This window comes from Prescottella sp. GW823-FHT02E09, from assembly GCF_058797375.1.
In genome coordinates this window covers 250,181-276,650 of the sequence record NZ_JBXAJP010000002.1, presented here as the reverse complement: position 1 = coordinate 276,650, position 26,470 = coordinate 250,181, and the positions used below count along the sequence as shown (strand labels likewise).

Annotated in this window: 27 protein-coding genes; 16 read left to right on the top strand and 11 right to left on the bottom strand. The window is 69.1% G+C overall.

Features of this window, described 5'->3' with window-relative positions:
- Positions 1–41: 41 nt before the first annotated feature.
- Both AC1RIF_RS05430 and ku read right to left on the bottom strand, forming a co-directional pair.
- The gene (locus tag AC1RIF_RS05430) at positions 42–872 is read right to left on the bottom strand and encodes a CPBP family intramembrane glutamic endopeptidase (protein WP_492600362.1); all 831 of its coding nucleotides are present in this window, start codon (positions 870–872) and stop codon (positions 42–44) included.
- 133 nt (positions 873–1,005) lie between these two features.
- On the bottom strand, positions 1,006–1,839 hold the full coding sequence (ku, locus tag AC1RIF_RS05425) for a non-homologous end joining protein Ku (protein ID WP_492600361.1): 834 nt from the start codon (positions 1,837–1,839) through the stop codon (positions 1,006–1,008).
- A gap of 196 nt (positions 1,840–2,035) precedes the next feature.
- Between ku and AC1RIF_RS05420 the strand changes: the two genes are divergently transcribed.
- Positions 2,036–3,031, top strand: coding sequence for an alkaline phosphatase family protein (locus AC1RIF_RS05420; RefSeq protein ID WP_492600360.1), 996 nt, complete (start codon positions 2,036–2,038; stop codon positions 3,029–3,031).
- A gap of 1 nt (position 3,032) precedes the next feature.
- Here the strand turns inward: AC1RIF_RS05420 and AC1RIF_RS05415 are convergent, their stop codons facing one another.
- The gene (locus AC1RIF_RS05415; RefSeq protein ID WP_492600359.1) at positions 3,033–4,118 is read right to left on the bottom strand and encodes a lycopene cyclase family protein; all 1,086 of its coding nucleotides are present in this window, start codon (positions 4,116–4,118) and stop codon (positions 3,033–3,035) included.
- Positions 4,119–4,147: 29 nt separating this feature from the next.
- A complete protein-coding gene (locus AC1RIF_RS05410) occupies positions 4,148–4,918 on the bottom strand; it encodes an SDR family oxidoreductase (RefSeq protein WP_492600358.1) in 771 nt (256 codons plus the stop codon).
- Between the two features lie 162 nt (positions 4,919–5,080).
- Here AC1RIF_RS05410 and AC1RIF_RS05405 point away from each other — a divergent pair, with 162 nt between their 5' ends.
- The 3 genes from AC1RIF_RS05405 to AC1RIF_RS05395 all read left to right on the top strand — a co-directional run bounded on the left by AC1RIF_RS05405 (position 5,081) and on the right by AC1RIF_RS05395 (position 7,500).
- Complete coding sequence (locus AC1RIF_RS05405; protein ID WP_492600357.1) at positions 5,081–6,712, top strand: ABC-F family ATP-binding cassette domain-containing protein; 1,632 nt, start codon at positions 5,081–5,083, stop codon at positions 6,710–6,712.
- 142 nt (positions 6,713–6,854) lie between these two features.
- Positions 6,855–7,079, top strand: a complete 225-nt coding sequence (locus AC1RIF_RS05400; protein WP_031937473.1) for a helix-turn-helix domain-containing protein — start codon at positions 6,855–6,857, stop codon at positions 7,077–7,079.
- Positions 7,080–7,143: 64 nt separating this feature from the next.
- Positions 7,144–7,500 carry an amino acid permease gene (locus tag AC1RIF_RS05395; RefSeq protein WP_492600356.1) on the top strand — a complete coding sequence of 119 codons (357 nt, stop codon included), beginning with the start codon at positions 7,144–7,146 and terminating at the stop codon, positions 7,498–7,500.
- 36 nt (positions 7,501–7,536) lie between these two features.
- On the opposite strand, the gene AC1RIF_RS05390 is transcribed toward AC1RIF_RS05395, so the two are convergent.
- On the bottom strand, positions 7,537–8,103 hold the full coding sequence (locus AC1RIF_RS05390) for a TetR/AcrR family transcriptional regulator (protein WP_492600355.1): 567 nt from the start codon (positions 8,101–8,103) through the stop codon (positions 7,537–7,539).
- Positions 8,104–8,214: 111 nt separating this feature from the next.
- Positions 8,215–11,016 (bottom strand): aconitate hydratase AcnA, encoded by a 2,802-nt coding sequence (gene acnA, locus AC1RIF_RS05385; protein WP_492600354.1) that lies wholly within the window; start codon positions 11,014–11,016, stop codon positions 8,215–8,217.
- A 322-nt stretch (positions 11,017–11,338) separates the two neighbouring features.
- On the opposite strand from acnA, the gene AC1RIF_RS05380 reads away from it, so the two are divergent.
- The 9 genes from AC1RIF_RS05380 to AC1RIF_RS05340 all read left to right on the top strand — a co-directional run bounded on the left by AC1RIF_RS05380 (position 11,339) and on the right by AC1RIF_RS05340 (position 20,171).
- Positions 11,339–11,908 carry an Rv1476 family membrane protein gene (locus AC1RIF_RS05380; RefSeq protein ID WP_492600353.1) on the top strand — a complete coding sequence of 190 codons (570 nt, stop codon included), beginning with the start codon at positions 11,339–11,341 and terminating at the stop codon, positions 11,906–11,908.
- A gap of 360 nt (positions 11,909–12,268) precedes the next feature.
- Positions 12,269–13,720 (top strand): NlpC/P60 family protein, encoded by a 1,452-nt coding sequence (locus AC1RIF_RS05375; RefSeq protein ID WP_492600352.1) that lies wholly within the window; start codon positions 12,269–12,271, stop codon positions 13,718–13,720.
- Between the two features lie 154 nt (positions 13,721–13,874).
- Positions 13,875–14,933, top strand: coding sequence for a chaperone MoxR1 (gene moxR1 / locus AC1RIF_RS05370; RefSeq protein WP_492600772.1), 1,059 nt, complete (start codon positions 13,875–13,877; stop codon positions 14,931–14,933).
- A complete protein-coding gene (locus tag AC1RIF_RS05365; protein WP_492600351.1) occupies positions 14,930–15,886 on the top strand; it encodes a DUF58 domain-containing protein in 957 nt (318 codons plus the stop codon). Before moxR1 ends, AC1RIF_RS05365 begins: the two co-directional genes overlap by 4 nt.
- On the top strand, positions 15,883–16,863 hold the full coding sequence (locus AC1RIF_RS05360; protein WP_492600350.1) for a VWA domain-containing protein: 981 nt from the start codon (positions 15,883–15,885) through the stop codon (positions 16,861–16,863). Before AC1RIF_RS05365 ends, AC1RIF_RS05360 begins: the two co-directional genes overlap by 4 nt.
- A 68-nt stretch (positions 16,864–16,931) precedes the next feature.
- The gene (fabG1, locus tag AC1RIF_RS05355; RefSeq protein ID WP_492600349.1) at positions 16,932–17,654 is read left to right on the top strand and encodes a 3-oxoacyl-ACP reductase FabG1; all 723 of its coding nucleotides are present in this window, start codon (positions 16,932–16,934) and stop codon (positions 17,652–17,654) included.
- 55 nt (positions 17,655–17,709) lie between these two features.
- Positions 17,710–18,507 carry an NADH-dependent enoyl-ACP reductase InhA gene (inhA, locus tag AC1RIF_RS05350; protein WP_492600348.1) on the top strand — a complete coding sequence of 266 codons (798 nt, stop codon included), beginning with the start codon at positions 17,710–17,712 and terminating at the stop codon, positions 18,505–18,507.
- Between the two features lie 42 nt (positions 18,508–18,549).
- On the top strand, positions 18,550–19,620 hold the full coding sequence (locus AC1RIF_RS05345; protein WP_492600347.1) for a ferrochelatase: 1,071 nt from the start codon (positions 18,550–18,552) through the stop codon (positions 19,618–19,620).
- A gap of 62 nt (positions 19,621–19,682) precedes the next feature.
- Positions 19,683–20,171, top strand: a complete 489-nt coding sequence (locus AC1RIF_RS05340; protein ID WP_492600346.1) for a helix-turn-helix domain-containing protein — start codon at positions 19,683–19,685, stop codon at positions 20,169–20,171.
- Positions 20,172–20,188: 17 nt separating this feature from the next.
- Here AC1RIF_RS05340 and AC1RIF_RS05335 read toward each other — a convergent pair whose 3' ends face one another.
- Complete coding sequence (locus tag AC1RIF_RS05335) at positions 20,189–21,001, bottom strand: Rv1486c family protein (protein WP_492600345.1); 813 nt, start codon at positions 20,999–21,001, stop codon at positions 20,189–20,191.
- 67 nt (positions 21,002–21,068) lie between these two features.
- On the opposite strand from AC1RIF_RS05335, the gene AC1RIF_RS05330 reads away from it, so the two are divergent.
- From AC1RIF_RS05330 to AC1RIF_RS05320, 3 genes are all read left to right on the top strand, one after another.
- The gene (locus AC1RIF_RS05330; RefSeq protein WP_492600344.1) at positions 21,069–21,899 is read left to right on the top strand and encodes a DUF3097 domain-containing protein; all 831 of its coding nucleotides are present in this window, start codon (positions 21,069–21,071) and stop codon (positions 21,897–21,899) included.
- Between the two features lie 78 nt (positions 21,900–21,977).
- Positions 21,978–22,409, top strand: coding sequence for an NfeD family protein (locus AC1RIF_RS05325; RefSeq protein ID WP_492600343.1), 432 nt, complete (start codon positions 21,978–21,980; stop codon positions 22,407–22,409).
- Between the two features lie 5 nt (positions 22,410–22,414).
- The gene (locus AC1RIF_RS05320; protein ID WP_492600342.1) at positions 22,415–23,584 is read left to right on the top strand and encodes an SPFH domain-containing protein; all 1,170 of its coding nucleotides are present in this window, start codon (positions 22,415–22,417) and stop codon (positions 23,582–23,584) included.
- Between the two features lie 81 nt (positions 23,585–23,665).
- Here AC1RIF_RS05320 and AC1RIF_RS05315 read toward each other — a convergent pair whose 3' ends face one another.
- From AC1RIF_RS05315 to AC1RIF_RS05300, 4 genes are all read right to left on the bottom strand, one after another.
- Complete coding sequence (locus AC1RIF_RS05315; protein ID WP_492600341.1) at positions 23,666–24,196, bottom strand: hypothetical protein; 531 nt, start codon at positions 24,194–24,196, stop codon at positions 23,666–23,668.
- Complete coding sequence (locus AC1RIF_RS05310) at positions 24,193–24,774, bottom strand: helix-turn-helix domain-containing protein (RefSeq protein ID WP_492600340.1); 582 nt, start codon at positions 24,772–24,774, stop codon at positions 24,193–24,195. The genes AC1RIF_RS05315 and AC1RIF_RS05310 overlap by 4 nt, the downstream gene beginning before the upstream one ends.
- A 66-nt stretch (positions 24,775–24,840) precedes the next feature.
- Positions 24,841–25,506 (bottom strand): TVP38/TMEM64 family protein, encoded by a 666-nt coding sequence (locus AC1RIF_RS05305; protein WP_492600339.1) that lies wholly within the window; start codon positions 25,504–25,506, stop codon positions 24,841–24,843.
- A 50-nt stretch (positions 25,507–25,556) separates the two neighbouring features.
- Positions 25,557–26,375: a PaaI family thioesterase gene (locus AC1RIF_RS05300; RefSeq protein ID WP_492600338.1), complete on the bottom strand. Its 819-nt coding sequence runs from the start codon at positions 26,373–26,375 to the stop codon at positions 25,557–25,559.
- Between the last annotated feature and the right edge of the window lie 95 nt (positions 26,376–26,470).

Genomic DNA, 26,470 nt, shown 5'->3' with positions numbered 1-26,470 from the left:
GGCGGCCCGCAGGGCATGGCTACGGCCGGCTGGTCGGGGAATCAGGCTGCAGGCGAGGGTCGCAGTTCCCGGATCTTTCCTTTTACGAGGAAAGCCGCGACCAGACCGAACACGATGAGCAGGATCGTCGCCAACCCCGCGATTGCACCGCTGCTACTGGACGTGCCGACGGCGGTGTCGAGCCCACCGGAGGAGAGGATGGTCGTCGGGTCGGTGAGGGCGTGAAGGACAATCGCGGCCCAGATTGTGCCGGTCACGCGCATCGTGAGGTACATGCACATGCCGAAGGCGAAGGTGTAGACGACGATCCCGCCGACCGTGGCCAGCGTCATGCCGGAGATGAGGTTGATCGTGTGCATCAGGGCGAATGCCAACGAGGAGACGGCCGCGACGAACTTCTCGCGGTGGCGGGCATCGCGCAGAATCTGGACCACCAGTCCTCGGGTGGCCAGCTCCTCGGTCACGCCGACGCAGGCACCCAGCACGAACATCGCCACAATCTGCCCGCCGGTCCAGGAACTCCAGTCCGTCCCGGTCAGGTGCGCGATGATCGCGGCCAGGACCAGGGCCGGGCCGATCCACATCCAGCCGCGTCCCCGGATGGGTTGGGGTCCGAAGATCTTCCCGAGCATGCCGAGGCGGGCAGTTACGATCAACAGCGCAATCCCGCCGATCGCGATCGGCAGGGCGATGCCCAGCAGGATGCTGGGCGCGGAGCCGACGACGTTGTCCTTGTCGATCGAACCGGCGAAGATCGACGTGATCAGCCACGACACAGCCAGGTAGAACGCCAAGTAGGCAACGATCAGCCCGATTGCCAGCCATAGGCGGGGACGCCGCCAGCCAACCGCTTCACTACGTTCGTGTGTCATCGGCCGATCGTATTTCGTATGTGCCGTGTCTGCTGCCTGACCACCAGTTCAGGATTCGTGTTGTCGGGGAAGCGGCCAATGGCTTTCGAGCGCAACGGAATACGTGAACGTACAGGTGCCCCGTCGGGCGGCTTCACGCCCGCTTGCGGCGGGTGCTCTTCTTCGCCGGTGCGGGCTTCGTCTCTTCCCCGGCGGCCTCGAGGCTGCGCTGCAGGGCCGCCACCAGGTCGACGACCTCGGCATCCTCGCCGGCCTCGGCGCGTTCGGCCGCGGGTATGACCTTCTTCCCGCCGCTCGCGATCGCGTCGTCGAGCAGCTGGCGCAGCTGGATCTGGTAGTCGTCGGTGAACTCGGTGGGGTCGAAGTCTTCGGCCATGCTCTCGACGAGGGTGCCGGCCATCTTCAACTCCTTGTCCTTGGGCTCCTCGGCGTCGTCGAGGGCGGGAAAGGCCGCGGCGCGCACCTCGTCCGGCCACAGCAGTGTCTGGATCACCAGCACCCCGTCCCGTTCCCGCAGTGCGGCCAGCCGGGTCTTCTGCCGGAGCGTGAAGTGCACCAGAGCGGTGCGATCGGCCTTCTCCAGCGTCTTCGCCAGCAGCACGTACGCCTTCGGGGTGGCCGAGTCCGGCTCGAGGTAGTAGCTCCTCTCGAACAGGATCGGATCGATCTGGTCGGTGGGCACGAACTGCAGCACCGGGATCTCGTGCTTCTCGGCCGCCGGCAGCTTGTCGAAGTCCTCGTCGGTGAGGATGACGCGGTCGCCGTCGTCGGAGTCGTAGGCCTTGTCGATGTCGGCGAACTGCACGGTCTGCCCACACTCGCTGCACACGCGGTTGTACTTGATCCGGCCGCCGTCCTTGGCGTGGACCTGATGGAAGCGGATGTCGTGGTCCTCCGTCGCGGAGTACACCTTGACCGGCACGTTGACCAGACCGAACGCGATGGAACCCTTCCAGATTGATCGCATGGAACCCACTATCGCCCAAATCCGGGCACAGTGACGGGTTCGCCGAGAAGATCATCACCATCTCGAGACATTCCGGCGACGTCGAGGCGACCGGTTGGCGTCCCCGGGGCGTGTGCGGCGAACGGTCCACGAACAGTGGACGAACAGACCGGCGCACGCCGCGACAATTGGTCTAGTCCGTTTCAGGCTGTTCGTTGTGGCAAACAACATCGCAACCCCCAAGGCCCTGTCCCTCCTCCTTGCGGCCGGCACGGTCGCTGCCGGCGTCGTCGGTTCGGCGGGCACCGCGAACGCCGCGCCCGCGCCGTCGGTCGCCAAGACCGTCGTCATCGGGCTCGACGGCACGATGCTCGACTACGTCAAGAACGCGAACACCCCCAACCTGCATCGGCTGATCGCCGAGGGCACCAGCGGACAGTCGTCGATTCTCGGGCACCCCACGATCTCCGGTCCGTCGTGGTCGACCATCCTCACCGGCGTGTGGCACACCAAGCACGGCGTCGTCGACAACTCCTACAACGGCGCCCGTTACGACCTGTACCCCAGCGCGTTCACCCGGATCGAGCAGGCCGACCCGGCGCTGCGCACCGCGTCGATCTCGACCTGGGGCGGCATCGCGACCATCGCCGGATCCGGAAGCCCGAAGGCCGACGTCGTCGTCACCACCCCGGGCGCCGGCAGCGGCGCGGCGACGGACACCGCGACCGCCACCGCCGTCGCCACCGAGATCGCCACCAGCGGACCGGATTTCGTGTTCACTCAGCTCGACCAGGTGGACGGTGCCGGACACTCCTCGGGCACCGCCGGATCGGAGTACGCGCCGGCGCTCGAGCGCGTCGACACGGAGGTGGGCAGGATCGTCGACGCGGTCGACGCGCGCAGCAAGGCGACCGGCGAGAAGTGGACGATCCTCGTCACCTCCGACCACGGCCACAAGCCGAACGGCGGTCACGGTGGCCAGAGCGCCGAGGAGGCAACGGCGTTCGTGATCGCGCGCGGGGCCGGCTACCAGGCGGGCGCGACCGACGACACCTACACGATCGCCGACATCGCCCCCACGGTTCTCGACAACCTCGGGGTGGCTCAGCCCGCCGACCTCGACGGTACGCCGCTGCCCAGGTCGGCGGTGCCCGCGACGGGTTCCCTCGGCCTGCTGCCGTCGTGGGTCCCGACGGGCTCGCTCGGGTCCTGAGTCACGACCGTCGGATGCCGGCCGCGGCCAGCGTCCGACGGATCGGCGGTGGGGCCGTGCGGAAGATCTCCCACATCGCCGCGGCGGTGGCCGCCGGGTGATCGCGTCCGGACAGATAGGCCCGCTGCCGATGCACCGGCAGGGCGAAGAACGTGTCGAAGAACTCGGCGCTCCTCGACGGATCGAGGTGCAGCAGCGCCCGCAGGCCTACTTCGCGCAGGGTTCGAACCGCTCGGGTGGGCAACGGCCACAGCGCTTTTGCGGGGTCCGTCCCGGCGGTGAGCGCGGAGACCACGGCGTCGACCGCGTTCAGCGAGGTGGCGACGCTGTATCCGGTGCCCGGGTGGATCAGTCCCGCCCGGGCGCCGAACGCGGCGACAGTCGCGCGAGGTCGCGGCGCCTCGACGGGGAACCTGACGTGCTCGACCTCGAGGTCGGAGTGCAGTTCCACGCCACGGTTGCGCAGGCGGGTCTCGAGGCGCGTCCGCAACGCGGTGAGCGGCAGCCCGGGCCGTCCCACGAGGCACGTCTCCTCGAGCAGCACCCGGTCACCTCCGAGGGGTGCGACGTAGAGGAACGACGCCGGATCGTCCGGTGCGGCGCCGTTGTCGCGGCGCCAGTCCATGAACCAGCAGTCGGTGCCGGACGTCGCGGGCGCCGCGACGACCTCGGACATCACGATCCCGAACGCGGTCTGTTCGGCCAGCGCCGGATCGGGGCGCAGGCCCCGCGCGTCGATTACCCGCGCGGCCCGGATCTCGGTGCCGTCGCGCAGCGTGACCGTGCCGGGACCGATCTCGGCCGCCGTGCCCCGCACGATGCGATCGAATCCGAGTCGCGCGTGCAGGACGGCGTTGTCGAGCACGGCGTACGCGCGGTCGATCGTCCGTTCCCGTGTCGTCCAGACCCGAGGTCGGGACGTCCGGGAGAGCAGCACCGACGAGTCCAGCCACGACGGCAGTTCGTCGACCCAGGCCGCGTATGTGGGCGTCCACGGTCGGTCGGGCGCCGGGTCGACACCCACCACACACAGCCCGGCCGCGGCGGCGCGGTGCGCGAGGGCGCGGCCGGCGGGGCCGAGGCCCACGACCGCGACATCGGCAGAGAAGGCAGAGATCAGAGACCGCCCGTCGCGAGCAGTCCGCCGTCCACGCGGACGGTCTCGCCGGTGATCCACGCGGCGTCGTCGGAGACGAGGAATCCGACGAGACCGGCGACGTCCTCCGGGGTCCCCAGCCGCTTCATCGGGTAGATCGACGACGCCTGATCCTCGCCGCCCGCGACGAGAGCGGCCGCGAACTTCGTCTTCACCACACCGGGGGCGACGGCATTGACCCGGATGTTCGGTCCCAGCTGCCACGCGAGTTCCTCGGTGAGCCGGATGAGCGCGGCCTTCGAGGCGCCGTACGCGGCGATCACACCCGTCGAGCGGATGCCGGCGACGCTCGCGAGGTTCACGACCGCGCCGCCGTGCTCGCCCATCCACGCCCGGTAGGCCTCCTGGACGTAGCCGAGGGCGGCGACGACGTTGACGTCGAAGATCTTGCGGACGGCGTCGAGATCGGCGTCCATCAGCGCGCCGTACACCGGGTTGATGCCGGTGTTGTTGATCAGGATGTCGATCGAGCCGAGCTCGCTCACCGTGCGGGCGACGGCGTCGTGCCGAGCCTGGGCGTCCCCGGAGTTGCCGGCGATCGCGATCACCTTCCCGCCGTGCCCGAGCGCGCGCAGGTCCGCGGCTGCCTCGTCCAGCGGTTCGGGCTTGCGGGCGGTGACGACCACGTTGGCGCCGCGCCCCAGCAGTTCGGCGGCGATGGCCTTGCCGATTCCGCGGCTGGCGCCGGTGACGAGAGCGTTGCGTCCCTGCAGATCGTTCACACGAGTCATGGCACCGAACGTTAGCCGAGTCACTGCACCGCGGTGTGGCGACAATCCCGCGTCACGGTAAAATCGGTGGTTCTTGTGCTCTATCGCGGGCACGATGACGTCCGAACAGCGCAGTGCATGCGCTTCGGGTCCGTCCCGCCTTTTCTCACCTAGGAGTTTTGCTTGATTACCGCCACCGACCTCGAAGTTCGTGCCGGTGTGCGGACCCTGCTGTCTGCACCGGGTTCGGCGTTGCGAGTGCAGGCCGGGGACCGGATCGGACTGGTCGGACGCAACGGTGCCGGCAAGACGACCACGCTGCGCATCCTCGCCGGGGAGGGTGAACCCTACGCGGGCACCGTGATCCGCAGTGGTGAGCTGGGCTATCTGCCGCAGGACCCCAAGGAGGGCAACCTCGACGTTCTCGCGAAGGACCGGGTGCTGTCGGCGCGTGGCCTCGACGAGATCATGCGCAGGATGGAGAAGCAGCAGGCCATCATGGCCGAGGCCGTCGACGACGCCGCCCGCGACAAGGCCGTGCGCAAGTACGGATCGCTCGAGGACCGGTTCTCCGCCCTCGGTGGCTACGTGGCCGAGTCCGAGGCCGCGCGCATCTGCAACAGCCTGGGTCTGGCCGATCGGGTGCTCGAGCAGCCGCTGAGGACCCTCTCGGGTGGTCAGCGTCGCCGCGTCGAGCTCGCCCGGATCCTGTTCGCCGCGTCCGACGGCTCGGGCGGCAAGTCCAACACGACGCTGCTGCTCGACGAGCCCACCAACCACCTCGACGCCGACTCCATCACGTGGCTGCGCGGCTTCCTGCAGAACCATGACGGCGGCCTGATCGTGATCAGCCACGACGTGGACCTGCTGGCCGACGTCGTGAACAAGGTGTGGTTCCTCGACGCGGTCCGCGGCGAGGCCGACATCTACAACATGGGCTGGAAGAAGTACCTCGACGCGCGCGCCACCGATGAGCAGCGTCGCCGCCGCGAGCGTGCCAACGCGGAGAAGAAGGCCGGCGCGCTGCGTGCCCAGGCCGCGAAGCTCGGTGCGAAGGCGACGAAGGCGACCGCGGCGCAGAACATGGCCAAGCGCGCCGACAAGCTGATGAACGAGCTCGACGACGTCCGCGTCGCCGACAAGGTCGCCCACATCCGGTTCCCCGAACCCGCGCCCTGCGGCAAGACCCCACTGATGGCCAAGGAGCTCACCAAGGTCTACGGCTCGCTGGAGATCTTCACCGGCGTCGACCTCGCGATCGACCGCGGTAGCCGCGTCGTGATCCTCGGACTCAACGGTGCCGGCAAGACGACGCTGCTGCGCCTGCTCGGTGGAGTCGAGACCCCTGACCTGGGCGAGCTGGTGCCCGGGCACGGCCTCAAGATCGGCTACTTCGCGCAGGAGCACGACACCCTCGACGACGACGCGACCGTGTGGGAGAACATCCGCCATGCCGCGCCCGACGCGGGGGAGCAGGACCTGCGCGGGCTGCTGGGTGCGTTCATGTTCACCGGCCCGCAGCTCGAGCAGCCGGCGGGCACGCTGTCCGGCGGTGAGAAGACGCGTCTGGCGCTGGCCGGGCTGGTGTCGTCGGCGGCGAACGTGCTGCTGCTCGACGAGCCGACCAACAACCTCGACCCGATCTCACGCGAGCAGGTGCTCGACGCGCTCCGCAGCTACACCGGCGCCGTCGTCCTCGTCACCCACGATCCGGGCGCCGCCGAGGCGTTGAACCCGGAACGGGTCATCCTGCTGCCCGACGGCACCGAGGACCACTGGTCCCAGGAGTACCTCGAGCTGATCCAGCTCGCCTAGGCGCTCCGCGCCCGTGCGCACTTCTGGTAGCTGGGACTACACAAATGGCGCACGGGCGGCGCAGCCGCCTGTTTCGTTGATCACGTGCCGGAAAGTGATCTAGCCTGGAAACCGAGGCTCGCTCAGCTGACCGGAGGTCGTCATGGCGGAGAGCACGGGAATCTCGCGGGGGGCCCGCATCACCGGGGAATCGCGTGACAAGCTCCGCGACGACCTCAAAGCGCAGTACGAGGCCGGCGCGAGCATCCGCACCCTCGCCGAACAGACCGGCCGCTCGTACGGATTCATCCACAACGTGCTCGTCGAGGCCGACGTGACCCTTCGACGACGCGGTGGGCCGAACCGGCGGAAGAAGCCAGCACAGTAGCCCACTCGGACAGATCCCACCGCAAACGGGAATCTCCCATTCGGGAACTAATACCGTCCGACACATGGGCTGGTTGGCACTCGTCGCTATGGGGGTCGTCGTCTTGGTGGTGATTGCAGTGCTGCCCCGACGCGACAGACTCGGGCGGGCGTCGGGATTCCCGTGGTTCTGGGTCGTGTTCCCCCCGACGTGCCTTGCCCTCGTTGCCGTGGTGAGCGTCTTCGGTTGGCCCCAGGTGGTCACCGGCGCGGGGAGTTTCTGGTGGGATACGCCCAGCTTCGGTCCGACGACGACGCAGTTTCTCTCGGGCGAGCAGTACCAGCGACTCGTGACACTGCGCCGGTTGCGATGGGTGCTGGCCGCCGTATCCCTCGTGGGAATCGGATTGTGCGTCTGGGCGTGGCGGCGACGCCGCGTGTGAGCCGGCCTGCGACGTGCTGGAACCGCGCGGTGTGGCTCAGTCCGTCCGCCGCACCGATTCCTCGACGAGATCGAGTACGGCCGAGAGGTTCTCGCCGCCGTGCCCGGAGGCGATGCGCGCGATGAGACCGTCGAGGACCAGGTCGAGGTAGTCGAGTAGGACGTCGGTGGGTAGATCGTCGCGCAGCCGCCCGGCCGACTTCTGGCGCTCGAGTCGTCGCACGGTGGCCTCGGTGAGTTCGGCGCTGCGCTGGGTCCAGTCGCGAGCGAACTCGGGATCGGTGCGCAGTCGGCGGGCGATCTCGAGGCGGGTGCCGAGCCAGTCGAACTGTTCGGGGGAGGCGAGCATGTCGCGCATCACCTGGACGAGACCACCCTCGGCGACGACGTCGGCCATGCGCTTGGCGTCCTCGTGGGCCAGGGCGAGGAACAGTCCGTCCTTGTCCTTGAAATGGTGGAAGATCGCACCGCGCGAGAGCCCGGTGGTCTCCTCGAGACGGCGCACGGTCGCGCCGTCGTAGCCGTACTGCGCGAAGCACTGGCGGGCTCCGTCGAGAATCTGGCCCCGCCGCGCTGCGAGATGGTCTTCACTGACCTTGGGCACAGCCGACATCCTTTCGTACGAAACTGCAACGGCGGGCCCGAGACTGACGTCCCGAGCCCGCCGTCAACGCGCTGAGTGATCCAGGGGAACCTAGATCACACGATCAGGTGACTAGCCCCGGATCATGTTGCGCAGCACGTACTGCAGGATGCCGCCGTTGCGGTAGTAGTCCGCCTCACCGGGGGTGTCGATGCGGACGACCGCGTCGAACTCGATCTTGCTGCCGTCGGCCTTGGTCGCGGTGACCTCGACCGTCTCCGGGGTGACGCCCTCGTTGAGCTTCTCGATGCCCGCGATGTCGAAGACCTCGGTGCCGTCCAGGCCCAGCGACCCGGCCGACTCGCCGGCGGGGAACTGCAGCGGGACGACACCCATGCCGATCAGGTTCGAGCGGTGGATGCGCTCGAAGGACTCGACGATGACGGCCTTCACGCCGAGCAGGCTGGTGCCCTTGGCTGCCCAGTCACGCGACGAACCGGAGCCGTACTCCTTGCCGCCCAGGACGACCAGCGGGATGCCGGCCTTCTGGTAGTTCTGCGACGCGTCGTAGATGAACGCCTGCGGCGCACCCTCGAGGGTGAAGTCGCGGGTGTAGCCGCCGGAGACACCGTCGAGCAGCTGGTTCTGCAGGCGGATGTTCGCGAAGGTGCCGCGGATCATCACCTCGTGGTTACCGCGACGCGAGCCCAGGGAGTTGTAGTCCTTGCGCTCGACACCGTTGGCGTCCAGGTACTGCGCGGCCGGGGTGCCGGGCTTGATCGGACCGGCCGGGCTGATGTGGTCGGTGGTGACCGAGTCGCCGAGCAGCGCGAGCACGCGGGCGCCCGTGATGTCGGTGACCGGGGCCGGATCCATCGTCATGCCGTCGAAGTACGGCGCCTTGCGGACGTAGGTCGACTTCTCGTCCCACGCGAAGGTGTCGCCCTCCGGGGTGGCCAGGTTCTGCCAGCGCTCGTCGCCCTTGAAGACGTCGGCGTAGGACTTGCGGAACATGTCCTGGCTGATCGCCGACTTGATGGTGTCGTCGATCTCCTGAGCCGACGGCCAGATGTCCTTCAGGAAGACGTCGTTGCCGTCCTTGTCCTGACCCAGCGCGTCCTTCTCGAAGTCGAAGTCCATGGTGCCGGCCAGCGCGTACGCGATGACGAGCGGCGGCGACGCCAGGTAGTTCATCTTGACGTCGGGGGAGATGCGACCCTCGAAGTTGCGGTTGCCCGAGAGCACCGCGGTGACCGACAGGTCGTGCTCGTTGATCGCCTTGGAGATCTCCTCCGGCAGCGGACCGGTGTTACCGATGCACGTGGTGCAGCCGTAGCCACCGAGGTAGAAGCCGAGCTTCTCGAGGTACGGCCACAGGCCGGCCTTCTCGTAGTAGTCGGAGACGACCTGCGAGCCGGGTGCCATGTTGGTCTTGACCCACGGCTTGGTCTCGAGGCCCTTCTCGACCGCGTTGCGGGCGAGCAGCGCGGCGCCGAGCATGACCGACGGGTTCGAGGTGTTGGTGCAGGACGTGATGCCCGCGACCGCAACGGCGCCGTGGTCGAGAACGAACTCGCCGCGCTCGGTCTTCACCGTGACCGGCTTGCTCGGGCGTCCGTGCGAACCGTTGGCGGCCGACGGAATCACCGCGGCGACGTCGGAGACACCGGCCGTCGAGGCCGGGTCGGAAGCCGGGAACGACTCCTCGACGGCCTCGTCCAGTGCGGAGTGCGCAGCCTCGGCACCGTTGGTGACGTAGGTGACGATGTCGCGACGGAACGCGTCCTTCGACTCCGACAGCAGGATGCGGTCCTGCGGGCGCTTCGGGCCGGCGATCGACGGCACGACGGTCCCGAGGTCCAGCTCGAGGTACTCGGAGTAGGCGGGCTCCTTGTCGGCGTCGTGCCACAGGCCCTGCTCCTTGGCGTACGCCTCGACGAGCGCGAGCTGCTCGTCGCTGCGGCCGGTCAGGCGCAGGTAGTTGATGGTCTCACCGTCGATCGGGAAGATCGCTGCGGTGGAACCGAACTCGGGGCTCATGTTGCCCAGCGTGGCGCGGTTCGCGAGCGGCACCTCGGCGACGCCCTTGCCGTAGAACTCGACGAACTTGCCGACCACACCGTGCTTGCGGAGCATGTCGGTGACGGTGAGTACGACGTCGGTCGCGGTGACGCCCGGCTTGATCTCACCGGTCAGCTTGAAGCCGACGACGCGCGGGATCAGCATGGAGACCGGCTGGCCGAGCATCGCGGCCTCGGCCTCGATGCCGCCGACGCCCCAGCCCAGCACACCGAGGCCGTTGACCATGGTGGTGTGCGAGTCGGTGCCGACGCAGGTGTCGGGGTACGCCTGGCCGTTGCGGGTCATGACGGTGGGCGCCAGGTACTCGATGTTGACCTGGTGCACGATGCCCATGCCCGGGGGGACGACCTTGAAGTCGTCGAACGCGCCCTGGCCCCAGCGCAGGAACTGGTAACGCTCGCCGTTGCGCTGGTACTCGAGGTCGACGTTGCGCTCGAGAGCGTCGGCGCGGCCGAAGACGTCGAGGATCACCGAGTGGTCGATGACCATGTCGGCGGGGGAGAGCGGGTTGACCTTGTTCGGGTCGCCGCCGAGGGTGGTGACGGCCTCACGCATGGTGGCGAGGTCGACGACACAGGGCACGCCGGTGAAGTCCTGCATGATCACGCGCGCGGGCGTGAACTGGATCTCGACGCTCGGCTGGGCCGAGGGATCCCAGTTCGCGATGGCGCGAATGTGATCGGCGGTGATGTTGGCGCCGTCCTCGGTGCGCAGCAGGTTCTCGGCGAGAACCTTCAGCGCGTAGGGCAGCTTCTCGGTGCCGGGGACGGACGCGAGGCGGAAGATCTCGTACGAGTTGTCTCCGACCTCGAGCGTTCCCTTGGCGCCGAACGAATCAATACTGGTGGTCACGTCAGCTCCACTCGTCTTTGAGGTTCGCCGTCGACGGGGCTGTGTCGACGGCTGAAGCGAGGCACGCGAACAGTCCCTGATTCGGTCGGCGGACCGAACCCGACAGTTCTGCGGGCGTCTCGAAACGAGTCTAACAGTACGCTTGTCCTGTGAGACTGCAGGGTCTTGTCGAGTTCCGGCCCGGCGACCGACGGACCTGCTCGCGCCGGTCCAATCCTCACGCAGTCGGCGCGCGGGCGCAACGGCGGAGGCGGTCGCCGCGGCTCACCGTCACGTACTGTGCAGAGCACGCTCGCCCTTTTTCGCCGAACCCGGATGAGAGATGTCTGCTCCTATCGCGCACGCCCTGCTCCCGCTCGTCGCCACCATTCCGGAGGGCGTCTCCGTCGACGCGGTGCTCGCGGATCTCGCGGACGACGGAGTCTCGGCGCCCGCATCGGACGTGGACGGTCTCCGCGATGTCGTGATCCGCGCCGAGGAGCACGGAATCAAGCTGAGTGTCGTTGTGGTGGACAAGGATCCGGCCCGGGCCGAACAGTTGCGGGACCTCGCGACGGAGGTGGGGCAGTCCGAGGGCGGCACGGTGCTGGTCCTCGCCCCGTCCTCACCCGGTACCTACAGCGACACCGTGAGCCGGGTCGTGCTCGAGGGCGCGCAGGATCACACCTACACCGGTAATGCCGTCCAGTCGGCGAACAACTTCGTCGACGAGATCACCGATTCCGGTACGCCCTGGGGGCTGATCACCGCGCTGCTGGTGCTCGTGGTCGTGCTCGTGGGCGGGGTGTCGTACTTCGCGAAGTCCCGTCGCGGTCCTGCGCCCGCGGCGGGCCCGACCGGGTCGGCCGCGTCCGCCGATTCCGGTTCCGACGGGGACGACGCCGCGCGCTGACGCCCGACTTCCAGTCGCGCGAACCTCTACCCACCGGCCTGACCGGCGCACCTGCGCCGGGGGTCGTCGATTCGGCGTCTTCGCGCCATTTCCCCAGGTCGAATTACGTCCACGTCATTTGTGACAAGAGTTCACCAGGGAGCGCAAAGTGTCGTACGGTGCCAATGGCACTTTTTGGGGAAGGAGTGTCGCGAGAGTGATGTGACGATTCGCGTGACTGTTGTGCCGTCATGTGATCTGCGCGTCGCCGGCGGTGTCGTCGGCGTACCTCCCCGCACGGGTCGGACGAGATGCCGGCCCGGTCACAGCCGTAGGGAGGGTGTTGTGAGCCGGAGGGGTGCAAGGAGTGCACGCGTCGGCGTGCGACGTCCGGGCTTCTCGCGGACGCGTTCCCGATTCGCCCGAGTCGTGCTGGGCGTGAGCATCGTCGGTGCGCTGGTGGCCGGGACACCGGGCATCGCGGCCGCGGTGCCGCCGCCACCGCCCAATCCGTCCGATGCCGAGATCGAGAGCGGGAACGCGCAGGTCTCCGAGGGCGTCGTCCAGGTGGGGGACCTGATCAACCGGGTGGCCACCGCGAACCAGGAGCTGTCGCGTCTCGACGACGAGGTCGCGATCAAGCGCGAGGACGTCAATCGCGCGCTCGTCGATCTGCAGAGCGCTCGGGATGCCGCGGACGCTGCCGGCGGGATCGTCGCGCAGAGTCAGCAGGCGCTTCAGGACGCTGGAACGCAGATCGAGCAGGCCCAGAAACGGTTCACCGACTACGCGGTGTCGAGTTACACCAAGGGTCGGAACGTGGCGTCGCTGTCGTCGTACTTCGGTGCCGAGGGTCCCGAGGACATCCTGGACCGCGCACAGATCATGCGGGTGCTGTCGGGCAGCCAGAAGGCGGTCCTCGAGAACCTGCAGCGGGCGCGGACCGAGCAGGCCAACCGTGACTCTGCCGCCCGTGAGGCCAAGCAGCGGGCGGACGCCGCCGCGAACGAGGCCGAGTCGAAGAAGGCGGAGGCGGAACAGGCGATCGTCGCGGCCCGCAGCGCACTGGAGGAGCAGGCGAGCCGGAAGGCGCAGATCGAGGCCGACCGCAACGCCGCCCAGACGCAGCTCGACGCCGCCCGCAGCAACGTCGCCGGACTGCAGGGCCAGCGCGAGGCCTACATCAACTGGGACAACCAGCGGCAAGCGGAGGAAGTGGCCGCGGCGGCCGCCGCCGCTGCCGCGCAGGAGGCGGCGCGGCGGGCCGCGGAGGATCGCGCGGCGAACGATCGGGCGGCCCAGCTGGCGGACGGCCAGCGTCCGCACACGCAGGTCGACGACGGGGACTCCGGCGGCTGGACGCCCCCGGCACAGTCGCAGCCGCGCCCGATGTCGCCGGCCGTCACCGGGAGCGCCGCGATCGAGACGGTGATCGACCGCGGCATGTCGCAGCTCGGTGTTCCCTACGCGTGGGGCGGTGGCAACGCCAGCGGCCCGACGCTGGGCATCCGCGACGGCGGCGTCGCCGACAGCTTCGGCGACTTCGACAAGGTCGGATTCGACTGCTCCGGACTCATGATCTACGCCTTCGCCGGCGCCGGAATCTCCCTGCCGCACTACACCGGATACCAGTACACGGCGGGTACCCAGGTGGCGTCGTCGGACATGCGCCGCGGCGACATGATCTTCTACGGCCCGAACGCGAGCCAGCACGTCGCCCTCTACCTCGGCGACGGGATGATGCTCGAGGCGCCGCAGTCCGGATCGATCGTGAAGGTCTCGCCGGTGCGATGGGACGGGATGACGCCCTACGCTGTCCGTATGGTGTCCTAGGTCACGTCGCCTGCGTGCGGGGACCGGGCGACACCTGGAATAGTTGAACGGACAGTCGAGTCGATGAGCACGATCTAGGTGGAAGCGGGGATTCTTGGTGACCTCACGTGACGGCGCGGTAGCTGGCTCGGGCTCGGAGGGGGCGCACGCGAGCGTGGGGACGCCGGCGTCCGATCTCGCTCGCGACGTGCACACCCTCGAGCGGGCGATCTACGAGGTCAAGCGAGTCATCGTCGGGCAGGACCGGCTGGTCGAACGCATGCTCGTCGGCGTGCTCGCCAAGGGCCACGTGCTGCTCGAGGGCGTTCCGGGTGTCGCCAAGACGCTGGCGGTGGAGACGTTCGCCAAGGTCGTCGGTGGATCGTTCTCCCGCGTGCAGTTCACCCCGGACCTGGTGCCCACCGACCTGATCGGTACCCGCATCTACCGGCAGGGCCGCGAGCAGTTCGACACCGAACTCGGCCCGGTCGTCGCGAACTTCCTGCTCGCCGACGAGATCAACCGCGCGCCCGCGAAGGTGCAGTCGGCGCTGCTCGAGGTCATGGCCGAACGGCACGTGTCGATCGGCGGCAAGACGTACCCGATGCCCGAGCCGTTCCTGGTGATGGCGACGCAGAACCCCATCGAGAACGAGGGCGTCTACCCGCTGCCGGAGGCGCAGCGCGACCGTTTCCTGTTCAAGGTGCTCGTCGACTACCCGACGGTGGAGGAGGAGCGCGAGATCGTCTACCGGATGGGTGTCGCCGCACCGGAACCCCATCAGGTCCTCGACGCGCAGGAACTCGTCCGACTGCAGAAGGTCGCGAGCAACGTGTTCGTCCACCACGCGCTGGTCGACTACGTGGTCCGTGTGATCGCCGCGACGCGCACGCCGCGACAGTTCGGCCTCGACGACGTCGCCGGCTGGATCGCCTACGGCGCCTCGCCGCGTGCGACGCTCGGCATCATCTCCGCGTCCCGAGCCCTGGCGCTGCTGCGTGGACGTGACTACGTCGTCCCGCAGGACGTGCTCGAGGTCATCCCGGACGTGTTGCGTCACCGTCTGGTCCTGTCGTACGACGCCCTCGCCGACGAGGTGTCGCCGGAGGACGTGATCGCCCGGGTGCTGCAGACCGTCGGGCTGCCGCAGGTCGGCGCCCAGCCGGTCGCGCCGCCGGCGCCGCCCGCGTTCGAGCCCGCGCCCCTGTCCGCGACGGGCACGCAGCAACAGTGACCCGTCGCGCGGGAGCAGTGCCGTCGTTCCGTTCCGGATCGCTGCGCGACCCGGAACTGACCGCGGCACTGCGGACTCTCGAACTGACCGTCCGCCGGCGACTGGACGGGGTGCTCCACGGCGATCACCTCGGGCTGATCCCCGGGCCGGGTTCCGAGCCGGGCGACGCCCGCGAGTACCAGCCCGGTGACGATGTGCGGCAGATGGATTGGTCGGTGACCGCCCGCACCACACATCCGCACGTCCGGCAGACGGTCGCCGATCGGGAACTCGAGACGTGGCTCGTGGTCGACCTGTCGTCGAGTCTGGACTTCGGAACCGTCGGGTGCGAGAAGCGCGACCTGGCCGTCGCCGCGGCATCGGCCATCACCTACCTGGCCGGGGGCAGCGGGAATCGGATCGGTGCGATCGTCGCCACCGGCGATCGGACGGTGCGGATTCCGGCGCGTGGGGGCCGCGTCCACGCGCAGGCGATGCTCCGGCGCATCGCGTCCACCCCGCACGCCGCCGACGGCGTCCGTGGGGACCTGCGCGGTGCCCTCGAGTCCCTCCGCCGTCCGGAGCGGCGCCGCGGACTGGCCGTGGTCATCAGCGATTTCCTGGGGCCGATCGACTGGGAGCGCTCGCTGCGCGCACTGTCGGGCCGACACGAACTGCTCGGCATCGAGGTGCTCGACCCGCGCGATCTGGCCCTGCCTGACGCGGGTGACGTGGTGCTGTTCGATCCCGAATCGGGTCGGACCCGGGAGTTCTCGACCACGCACCAGTTGCGCGCGGACTTCGCGCGCGCCGCGCAGTCGCATCGCGGCGACGTCGAGGCCGCGCTGCGGCGCTGCGGCGCACCGCGACTGAGCCTGAGCACGGATCGGGACTGGATTGCCGACGTGGTGCGGTTCGTCTCTTCCCGGCGACACAGCTACGGCGCTCCCGGGACACGGGTGGCGCGCGGATGAGTCTGTCGCAGTTCGCTTCTCCGTGGTGGTTGTTGTTCCTGCTGGTCGTGGCCGCCCTCGCCGCGGGCTACGTCGTCATCCAGCGTCGCCGCCACAAGCACGTGTTGCGCTTCGCGAACATGGAGTTGCTCGAGAAGGTCGCGCCCAACCGACCGAACCTGACTCGGCACATCCCGATCGCCCTGATGCTCGTCGGCCTCGTGTTCCTGACCGTCGCGCTGGCCGGGCCCACCGCCGACAAGCGCGTCCCGCGCAACCGGGCGACGGTGGTGCTGGTGATCGACGTGTCGCTGTCGATGAAGGCCACCGATGTCGAGCCGAGTCGGCTCGCGGCCGCGCAGGAGGCGGCGAAGTCGTTCGCCGACGGCCTGACTCCCGGCATCAACCTCGGGTTGGTCGCGTTCGCCGGCACCGCGTCGGTCCTGGTGTCGCCGACACCGAACCGCGACGAGACCAAGGCTGCGATCGACAACCTCGAGCTCAGCGAGCGCACTGCGACCGGTGAGGCGATCTTCACGTCGTTGCAGTCGATCGACACGCTCGCGGCCGTCCTCGGCGGCAGCGAGCAGGCGCCGCCCGCCCGCATCGTCCTGCTCTCCGACGGCAAGCAGACGGTTCCCGAGGGCGAGGACGACCCGCGCGGCGGGTTCACCGCGGCCCGGCAGGCCAAGGACAAAGGCGTGCCGATCTCCACGATCTCGTTCGGCACCAGCTACGGCACCGTCGAGATCGAGGGCGACCGCATCCCGGTGCCGGTGGACGATCCGTCGCTGCGGGAGATCGCGAATCTGTCGGGTGGCAGCTTCTTCACCGCGTCCAGCCTCGAGGAACTGCGCGATGTGTACGACACCCTCGAGGAGCAGATCGGTTTCGAGAACGCCCGCGGAGACGCCAGTCGTCCGTGGTTGGTGCTCGGCGTGCTGTTCAGTGCGGCGGGGCTCGCGACGGCGCTGGTCCTGCGGCAGCGCCTGCCCTGATCTGGTCCGTTACGTCGAATTCGTCCACCTGCGCCCGCAACCAGCAGTCGAACAGATAGGTTGATCGCATGTCGAAATCCAGCTCCCCGTCCCGTTCCGTGCTCGTGACCGGAGGCAACCGTGGCATCGGCCTGGCCGTCGCGCAGCGCCTCTTCGAGGACGGTCACAAGGTTGCCGTCACCCATCGCGGGTCGGGCGTGCCGGAGGGGCTGTTCGGCGTGAAGTGCGATGTGACGGACTCGGACTCGATCGATCGTGCCTTCAAGGAGGTCGAGGAGCATCAGGGTCCCGTGGAGGTGCTGGTCGCCAATGCCGGCATCACCGACGACACGCTCCTCATGCGGATGGACGAGGAGCAGTTCTCGCGTGTCATCGACTCCAATCTGACCGGCGCGTTCCGGTGCGCCAAGCGCGCGAACCGTGCGATGCTGCGCGCGCGTTGGGGCCGGATGATCTTCCTGGGCTCGGTCGTCGGGATGGCCGGCCAGGCGGGCCAGATCAACTACGCGGCGTCCAAGGCCGGCGTCATCGGCATGGCGCGGTCGATCACCCGGGAACTCGGCTCGCGGTCGATCACCGCGAACGTGGTGGCGCCGGGCTTCATCGAGACGGACATGACCGCGGACCTGTCGGAGGACCTGCGCGACACCGCCAAGAAGTTCATCCCGCTGCAGCGCCTGGGCAAGGCCGAGGACGTGGCCGCGGTGGTCAGCTTCCTCGCCTCCGAGGACTCGGCGTACGTCTCCGGTGCCGTGATTCCGGTCGACGGCGGCATGGGCATGGGCCACTAGGTATCCCCGGAACATCACGCACCCCACAGACTTTCACCACAGGAGTAGCAACAACATGGGCGGACTGCTCGCGGGCAAGACCATTCTCGTCACCGGCATCATCACCGACGCGTCCATCGCGTTCCACGTCGCGAAGGTGGCGCAGGAGCAGGGCGCCAGGGTGATCATCACCGGCTTCGACCGGCTGCGGCTGATCGACCGGATCGCGCAGCGGCTGCCGCAGCCGGTGCCGCCCGCCGTCGAGCTGAACGTCCAGGACGAGGAGCATCTCGCGACGCTCGCCGATCGGGTCCGTGAACTGGCCCCCGAGGGCCTCGATGGCGTCGTGCACTCCATCGCGTTCTCGCCGCGCTCGGGCCTGGGCGCGCCGTTCCTGGACGCGCCGTGGTCGGACATCTCGAATGCGATGGAGATCTCCGCGTACTCGTACGCGTCGCTCGCCAAGGCGCTGCTGCCGGTCCTCAACGACAACGCCTCCATCGTCGGCATGGACTTCGATCCGTCCCGTGCGATGCCGTTCTACAACTGGATGGGCGTGTCCAAAGCCACACTCGAGGCGGTCAACCGGTACGTCGCCAAGGAGGTCGGTGTGCGCGGCATCCGCTCCAATCTCGTTGCGGCAGGGCCGGTCAAGACCCTCGCGGCAAAGGCCATCGCCGGCGACGCGACCGGTCCCGGTGCGGAGCTGAACAAGCTGAACACCGCGTGGGACAGCGCCGCACCGATCGGGTGGGACGTCGACGACCCGACCCCCGTCGCCAAGAGCGTGTGCACCGTGCTGTCCGATTGGCTGCCCGGCACCACCGCTTCGATCATCTACGTCGACGGCGGCTTCCATGCGGTGGTCGGCTGACCCGTCCACGGCGGTGTTTCGGCGACGGGCGAGAATGAGGGCATGAGCGGTCAGCAGGACACGGGGTTCGACGCACTACTGGTGCTCTCCTTCGGAGGGCCCGAGAAGCCGGAGGACGTGCGACCGTTCCTCGAGAACGTGACCCGAGGGCGGGGGATCCCGGCCGAGCGGCTCGACGCCGTCGCCGAGCACTACATGCACTTCGGTGGGGTGTCGCCGATCAACGCACTCAACCGCGACATCATCGAGCGCGTCGAGGCGGAACTGCGCGGCGCCGGAATCGATCTGCCGGTGTACTTCGGCAACCGCAACTGGCATCCGATGGTGGAGGACACCGTCGCACGCATGCGTGACGACGGTGTCCGCTCCGCGCTGGTGTTCCCGACGTCGGCGTGGGGCGGGTACTCCGGCTGTCGGCAGTATCACGAGGACATCGCGCGGGCCCGGGACGCGGTCGGTGCCGACGCGCCGACGTTGGCGAAGATGCGGCAGTACTACGACCATCCGCTCATGATCGGAGCCTTCGCCGACGCGATTCGTGCTGCGCGGGAGCAGCTTTCGGAGAGCGTGCGGGACGGGGCACGCCTGGTCTTCACGGCCCACTCGGTGCCGATCGCGGCCGATGCCGCCGCCGGGCCACCGGCCGAGGGCGGGCATCTCTACAGCCGGCAGGTCGCCGAGGCGGCCCGCCTGTGTGCCGAGGCCGTCGGCGTCGACGACTTCGATCTGGTGTGGCAGTCGCGGTCCGGTCCGCCGCAGGTGCCGTGGCTCGATCCCGACATCTGCGATCACCTCGACACGGTGGCCGCCTCGGGTGCGCCGGCGGTGATCGTGTGCCCGGTGGGGTTCGTCTCCGACCACCTGGAGGTGGTGTGGGACCTCGACACCGAGGCCCGCGACAAGGCCGCGGAACTGGGCATCGAGTTCGTCCGGGTCGCGACGCCGGGTGCCGATCCGCGCTTCGCCGAGATGGTGCGCGCGCTGGTCGAGGAGCGGCGAACCGGCGCGGCGCCGGCTCGGCTCGGGCGGCAGCCTCTCCTGGGGGCCACCGTGGACGGGCTGCCCTGCGCCGTCGAATGCTGCGCGCCGACGCGTCGTCCGGCGGGGCGCTGACGCCGGACCCGCAGGCTCGTTTCCGAATGGAAACGGGCGGTGGCGAGGGCTATGTTGAGCGGGTGCACGACACCCTCTATCACCGTTTCGAGTTCTCGTTCATCGTTCCGCTGCTGACGGTTTCGCGGGAGACCGCGGTCATCGAGGAGTTCGGCGGCCGCGTCGACGACCGCTCGGGGCTGCAGCTGCTGACGGTGACGACCGAGGGCATGCGCTGCGCGACCGCCGGCATGAGCTTGGTGGACCAGTTGGTGGCGCGGGGGGTGCGTCCACTGCGAACGCACCCGGATCTCGTGACCCGGCAGGACGTCGCCGACCGGGCCGGGGTCACCCGGCAGGCGGTGGGCCAGTGGGTGCGCGGCGTGCGGCAGAAGGGAACCCCGTTCCCGGTGCCGTTCAACACCGTCTCGGGTGGCATCTGGCTGTGGGGTGACGTGTACGCCTGGCTGCGGCATCACGACTACGGCCGCGACACCGGCCTGCGCTACCCCACGCTCGACGAGCACGTGCGGATCGACCGGCACATCGTGATGAACCACCGCGACGGCTGATCCGGCAGCGGGCGCGATCAGGCGCGGTGCGTCGACCCCACGCATGCGGACACCGCGGCCACCCGGGCCGACCGCACCGCGGCCCACAGGGGGCGTAACAGTTCCTCGCGGGCGGCGGCACCGGACGCCGACGGTGCTTCGGTCGGTGAATCATCCTCTGCCACAGCGAGAATCGTGGCCACCTGGTCGGCGGAGTCGAGGATGCGCAGCGCCCGCGTCGGGATCGAGTCGGGATAGCGATGGTGGGCGCGGTCGTCGAGCGCCTCGGCGATGCGTCGACGGGGATCGCCCTCGGCGCGGCCGGTCTGTACCGACGACAGTCGCAGCAGCGCGTCGGCGGCGCCACGGATGGCTTCGCGCATCGAGTACTCCGCCTCGCCCAACCCGGTGTAGTCGGCGGCGGGGGGCACCGTCGCGATCGGGAAGACCGTCCAGCGCAGCACGTCCGGTCCCTCGACGACGGGAACGAGGCCGACACCGGGGTGCTCGACCTCGCCCACGACGACACCCTCGCCGGCATCGAGTGCGGCCCGCGCGAACCCGCTTCCGGCAGGCAGCCCGCGGACGTCTCCGGGTACGGGCAGGACCAGTCGCACCTCGGCCCCCGTCGCTGAGGTGCCGTGGCGCACGATGCGCAGCAGGACCGGTCCCGCGCCGTCCTGGACCCCAGGCCAGTCCAGCCCGGTCGCCTGTGCGGTTCCCGCGTCGGAGGCGCCGACGATGTGCATCGGCGCCCACTGGTGCAGGGCGTCGATCACGTCGTCGGGGGAGCTGTCTCCGGCGAGCCAGGATCCGGCCCACACGGTCAGCGTCGCGCTGGGGGAACTCACGGTTAACGAGCATAGGACGGCGTGGCGACGGGCGCGCGCACGCCTGGCTCGCATAGCGTGAAGTGCCGTGAACGCGAGCAACAAGTACGGCGACATCTTCTCCGGCCATCCCCGTACCCGGAAGCCCTCGATTCCGAAGGTGGCCGCGGAGAAGGACCTGGTGGTCGAGGACGCCGCCACCGGATTCTGCGGGGCCGTGGTCGGCTTCGAACGCACCTACGACGGCGACTTCGTCCGACTCGAGGACGGTGCCCGGCGCGCCCGGCTGTTCGCGATGCGTGAGGCCGCGTTCCTGATCGACGGTCGAACCGTCACCCTCGTCCGCCCGACGCCCCAGCAGCCGAACCGGAGCGCGGCAGCGCAGCGATCCGCGTCCGGTTCGACGCGCGTCGAGGGTCTGCGGGCACGCACCGCACTGCCCAGTCGGATCTGGGTCGAGGGCGTCCACGATGCCGCGCTCGTCGAGCGGGTGTGGGGGCACGACCTGCGGGTCGAGGGCGTCGTGGTCGAACATCTGGAGGGGCTCGACAACCTCGCCGACCGGTTGGTCGAGTTCCGGCCGGGGCCGGGACGCAAGGTCGGAGTGCTCGTCGACCACCTCGTCACCGGCTCCAAGGAGGAGCGGTTGACGCAGGGCCTCGGGCCGCACGTCATGGTCACCGGTCACCCGTACATCGACGTGTGGGAGGCGGTGCGACCCAAGGCGGTCGGGATCGCCGCGTGGCCCACGGTGCCGCGTGGCCAGGACTGGAAGACCGGTGTGTGCGACGCGCTCGGATGGGGCACACCGCAGGACGGTTGGCGGCGCGTCTACGGTGCGGTCAGCAGCTTCCGCGATCTCGAGGCCCCGCTCATCGGTGCCGTCGAGCGCCTGGTCGATTTCGTCACCGTCGATTGATCCGCGACGGCCGTGTGTTCGTCCACAACCGGATCCGCGGGACCGCGCCGGTGTCCCGAGTTCTGGTTAGATGGTGACGTGGCGGCTCTGATCTGGCTGGTAGCGGGGTTGTTGTTGGCGGCTGCCGAGGCGTTGGCGGGGGAGTTCTTCCTGCTGATGCTCGCCGGCGGCGCCCTGGCGACGGCCGGTTTCAGCGCGGTGACCGACTTCCCGGTGTGGGTCGACGCGATCGTGTTCGGTGTCGTCTCGGTCGCCCTGGTCGCGGGTGTGCGCCCGGCGTTGTTGCGGCGCTTCGAGGCTCCGCCGCTCAAGCTGACCAATGCGGCCGCCCTGGCCGGCAAGCAGGCGCTCGTCCTCGAGGAGGTCCGGGCGCACGCCGGACAGGTCAAGCTGGACGGCGACGTGTGGACGGCGCGTCCACTCGACGTCACCGAGGTGTATCCGCCGGGCACGACTGTGACGGTGATGGAGATCGACGGCGCGACGGCCGTCGTGTGGAGGGGACCGTAGAAGACATGGCAGCACTGATAGTTCTGGCGGTACTGGTCGTACTCGTCGTCGTGGTGGTCGCGAAGTCGGTGGCGCTCGTGCCGCAGGCGGAGGCGGCCGTGATCGAGCGGCTCGGCCGCTACGTCAAGACGGTGTCCGGTCAGCTCACCTTCCTGATCCCGTTCGTCGATCGGATCCGCGCGAAGGTCGATCTGCGCGAGCGCGTCGTGTCGTTCGCGCCGCAGCCGGTGATCACGCAGGACAACCTGACCCTGTCGATCGACACAGTCGTCTACTTCCAGGTGACCAACCCGCAGGCCGCGGTGTACGAGATCAGCAACTACATCGCCGCGGTGGAGCAGCTCACCATCACCACACTCCGCAACGTGGTCGGCGGCATGACTCTGGAGGAGACGCTGACCTCGCGCGACTCCATCAACGGTCAGCTGCGCGGCGTCCTGGACGAGGCCACCGGACGGTGGGGCCTGCGCGTCGCACGGGTCGAGCTCAAGAGCATCGATCCGCCGCCGTCGATCCAGGAGTCGATGGAGAAGCAGATGAAGGCCGACCGCGAGAAGCGCGCGATGATCCTCAACGCCGAAGGACACCGCGAGTCGTCCATCAAGACCGCCGAGGGGGCCAAGCAGAGCCAGATCCTGGCGGCCGAGGGCGCCAAGCAGGCGTCGATCCTCTCCGCCGAGGGCGAGCGGCAGTCCCGGATCCTGCGGGCGCAGGGTGAGCGCGCCGCGAAGTACCTGCAGGCACAGGGCGAGGCCAAGTCCATCGAGAAGGTCTTCGCCGCCATCAAGTCAGGCAAGCCGACCCCCGAGATGTTGGCGTACCAGTACTTGCAGACGCTGCCGCAGATGGCGCAGGGCGACGCCAACAAGGTGTGGCTCGTCCCGAGCGACTTCGGTGACGCGCTCAAGGGATTCGCGAAAACTCTCGGCGCACCGGGCGACGACGGCGTCTTCCGCTACGAGCCCACTCGCACCGACGACGAGGACCTGCCGCGGCCCGAGGACGACTCCGAGGAAGTGGCCAGCTGGTTCGAGACCAAGACCGACCCAGCCGTCGAGCGCGCGGTCCGTGCGGCCGAGGCCGTGGCGCGCACCCCGGTCGAGAACCCGCTCACGCAGGAACACCTGCTCGGTGGCGCCGACGAGCCCGGCGAACTGCCCCCCGGTAAGGAGTAGGACCCCGCCGCGGTGACGCGGCCTGGCGGATGACGGGACCCTTCGAGCGCTGCGAGCGCACGAAGGGTCCCGTCGTCTGACTCAGGTCAGCAGCGCCCGGCCGACACCGGCGACGGCCACGGCCCACAGCACGCTGGTGAAGGTGCCGATGATGAACTGCTCCGAGGCGTGCGGTTCGCGCAGTTCGGGGTAGCGGGCGAGGCCCTTGACAGCGAGGACGATCGCGATGCCCTCGGGCCACCCGGCGAGGATCGACACCGCGACGGCGGTTCGCTCCAGCAGACCGATGACGCGGCCACCGCGGAGTGGGCCGTCGTCGGGTTCCGGCCCGGCATCGGGTTGGCGCCGGGCGAATCGGAAGGCCGCCAACACCATCGGTGCACCGCCGGTCGCGGCGGCCGTCACGGTCAGGACGTAGGTCGCGGCGAGCGCGAAACCGGTGGCCGGGGGAGCGCTCGTCGTGGCGACAGCCGCCCCGCCGAGCGCCAGTACCGCGACCACGGGTGCGACGCGGACGGCCGTTCCGGAGTGGGCGGACGACGCTGCCAGGCGGCCCGCGACGGTTCCCACCAGCGTGGCGATCCCGAGCAGGATCAGACTGAGCGCGGTCATCGATCGGCCCTCCGGAGTAGTCGCTCGGCCAGTCGTCGGCCGGATACCTCGGCCTGCCACCCGGCGGCGGTGAGGCGCTGGGAGACCGCCTGTTTGCTGATGCCGAGTTCGGCGGCGGCCTCGGCCTGTGTGAGTCCGCGTTCCATGAGCGCCACTGCGGCGTGGCCCTGGGGCGAGCGACGCGAGACCAGGAGTGCGACGAGGGTCAGTGCGGCGTCGGCGTCGGCCGCGGCCTGTGGGGTGGCCGCCTCGACGGCGACGGCGGCCGGTGCCTTCTTCGCGCGTTCGACCGCCACCCGGGCGGCCTCGAAGGCCGGGCCCCGGCCCGCCCGCGTCTGGGTGGGCAGCGGTTCCTCGACGGTCCCGACACCTACTCCGATGCTCCAATGACCACGTCGCACCAGGTCGAGTACGAGGTCGACCACGGTCGCGGCGTCGTCGTCGACGGCCTGGACCTCGTCACCGGCGGTCCGTTCGAACGGGCGGAGCAGGCTCCGGTCCCTGAGATCGGCGAGCAGCAGGCCGACGCGGTCGATGTCGCGTCGGCTGCCCCGTTGATCCACCGTCAGAACGAACATGGAGCAAGGTTAAGAGCTTGATAGTCGAAGATCAAGCTTCAAAGCTTTACTTTTCAAAGTCCAGTATCAGTCCTTGACTTGATTCGGGGTCCGGGACACCGGTTTGCGCGCGTCGAGGATCAGCCCCGCAACACCCACCGCGATGCAGATCCCCGACAGCACCAACATCGCCGGATTGGCCTCGCCGGTGAGGGCGTCGCCGAGGAGGACGACACCCACCGTGCCGGGCAGGATGCCGACGATCGTGGCGGCGGTGTACGGGAGCGTGCGGATCGACGACACCCCGCAGCAGTAATTGATCACCGAGAACGGGATCGGCGCGATCAGCCGCAGTGACCCGACCGCAAGCCAGCCACGTCGTTCCAGGCGGAGGTCGACGGCACGTACCGCCGGATGCGTCAGGTGTGCGGCGACGGCGTCCCGGCCGATCGCGCGAACCAGCAGCAGTGCCAGCACCGCGCTGATCGTGGTGGCAGCAACGGTCACGGTGATGCCCGTGGTCGCACCGAACAGGACGCCGGCGCTGATGGTGAACAGGGTGCGGGGGACCGGGGCCACCGTGACGACGACGTGCACGAGGAAGAAGATCAGCGGAAAGATCGGCCCGACCGACTCGGACCACGCGCGCACCTGGTCTATGGAGGGGTGTGGCATCAGCGCGGCGGCGACGAACAGCACCGCCAGGCCGACGAGGGCAGCGAGGAGCCGGGGATCCCTCAGTCGCGCAATCACAATCGGCCAGGGTACCCGTGTGCGCGCAGTTCCCCGCCGACTCCGCGCGGCTACCGGCTCGGTCGGCGGCACGTCACGGTGGCGACCGCGCACGCACGGCCGTCGGCGCCGGTGCTCGTCACCCGGGCGACTGCGACCGACCGGCCGGCGCGGACCACCTCGGCCGTGAACACGACGTCGGTGTCGACGGGAACGGGCCGGAAGAAGTTGATCCGCAGTGACGCGGTGTGCATCGGCGCGTCCGCCGTGCTGACGGCGGCGTTGCCGACCAGATCGATCGCACACGCCTGGATGCCGCCGTGCATCACCCCGAGCTTGTTGGCCAGCGCGGGGTTCGCGGGCACGACGACGCGAGTGCCGTCGGAGCCCTCGAAACGCGCACCGATACGCGCCAGCGACGACACGGAGGCGGCCGGGACCGATCCGGGCGAGGCGGGGGGACGCACGACGGTCGTGCTGCGATCGGCGCCGCCGTCGACGAAGTTGCCCCACGCGGTCGCGGTCGCGAGCAGAGTGCCGGCGCTGTCTCGGAGTTCGGCCCCGGCGAGGCCGCCGTCCTCGGTGATCGCCACGGCTCGGCCGTCGGCAACTACATCGGGGCCGATCCAACCGGTCGGTGTGACGAAGTCCACCGACAGGTCCGCCGTCACCACGCCGGTTCGGTCGCCGCGGCGGTCCCACAGCGTGAATCCGAGGATGTCGTCGACCAGAATGCCCAGCGTGGCGGTGGAGGACATGCCCTGAGGAGTATGTCCGTCGACGTCCATCGTGAGGCGGTTGAATCCGTCGAGACGCTGCGGGCGGCTCATCCGGAAAAGTCGCTGAGGGGTGATCGACACACCGTCTTCCAGCACGTTCGCAACGCTCATGGGCCGAGGCTAACGAACGTCGGGTGGTCCTCACGTCAGTGGCCACGGCGATGCGGTTAGCATCACAGGTCAGAGGACGACAATCGTCCCATTTG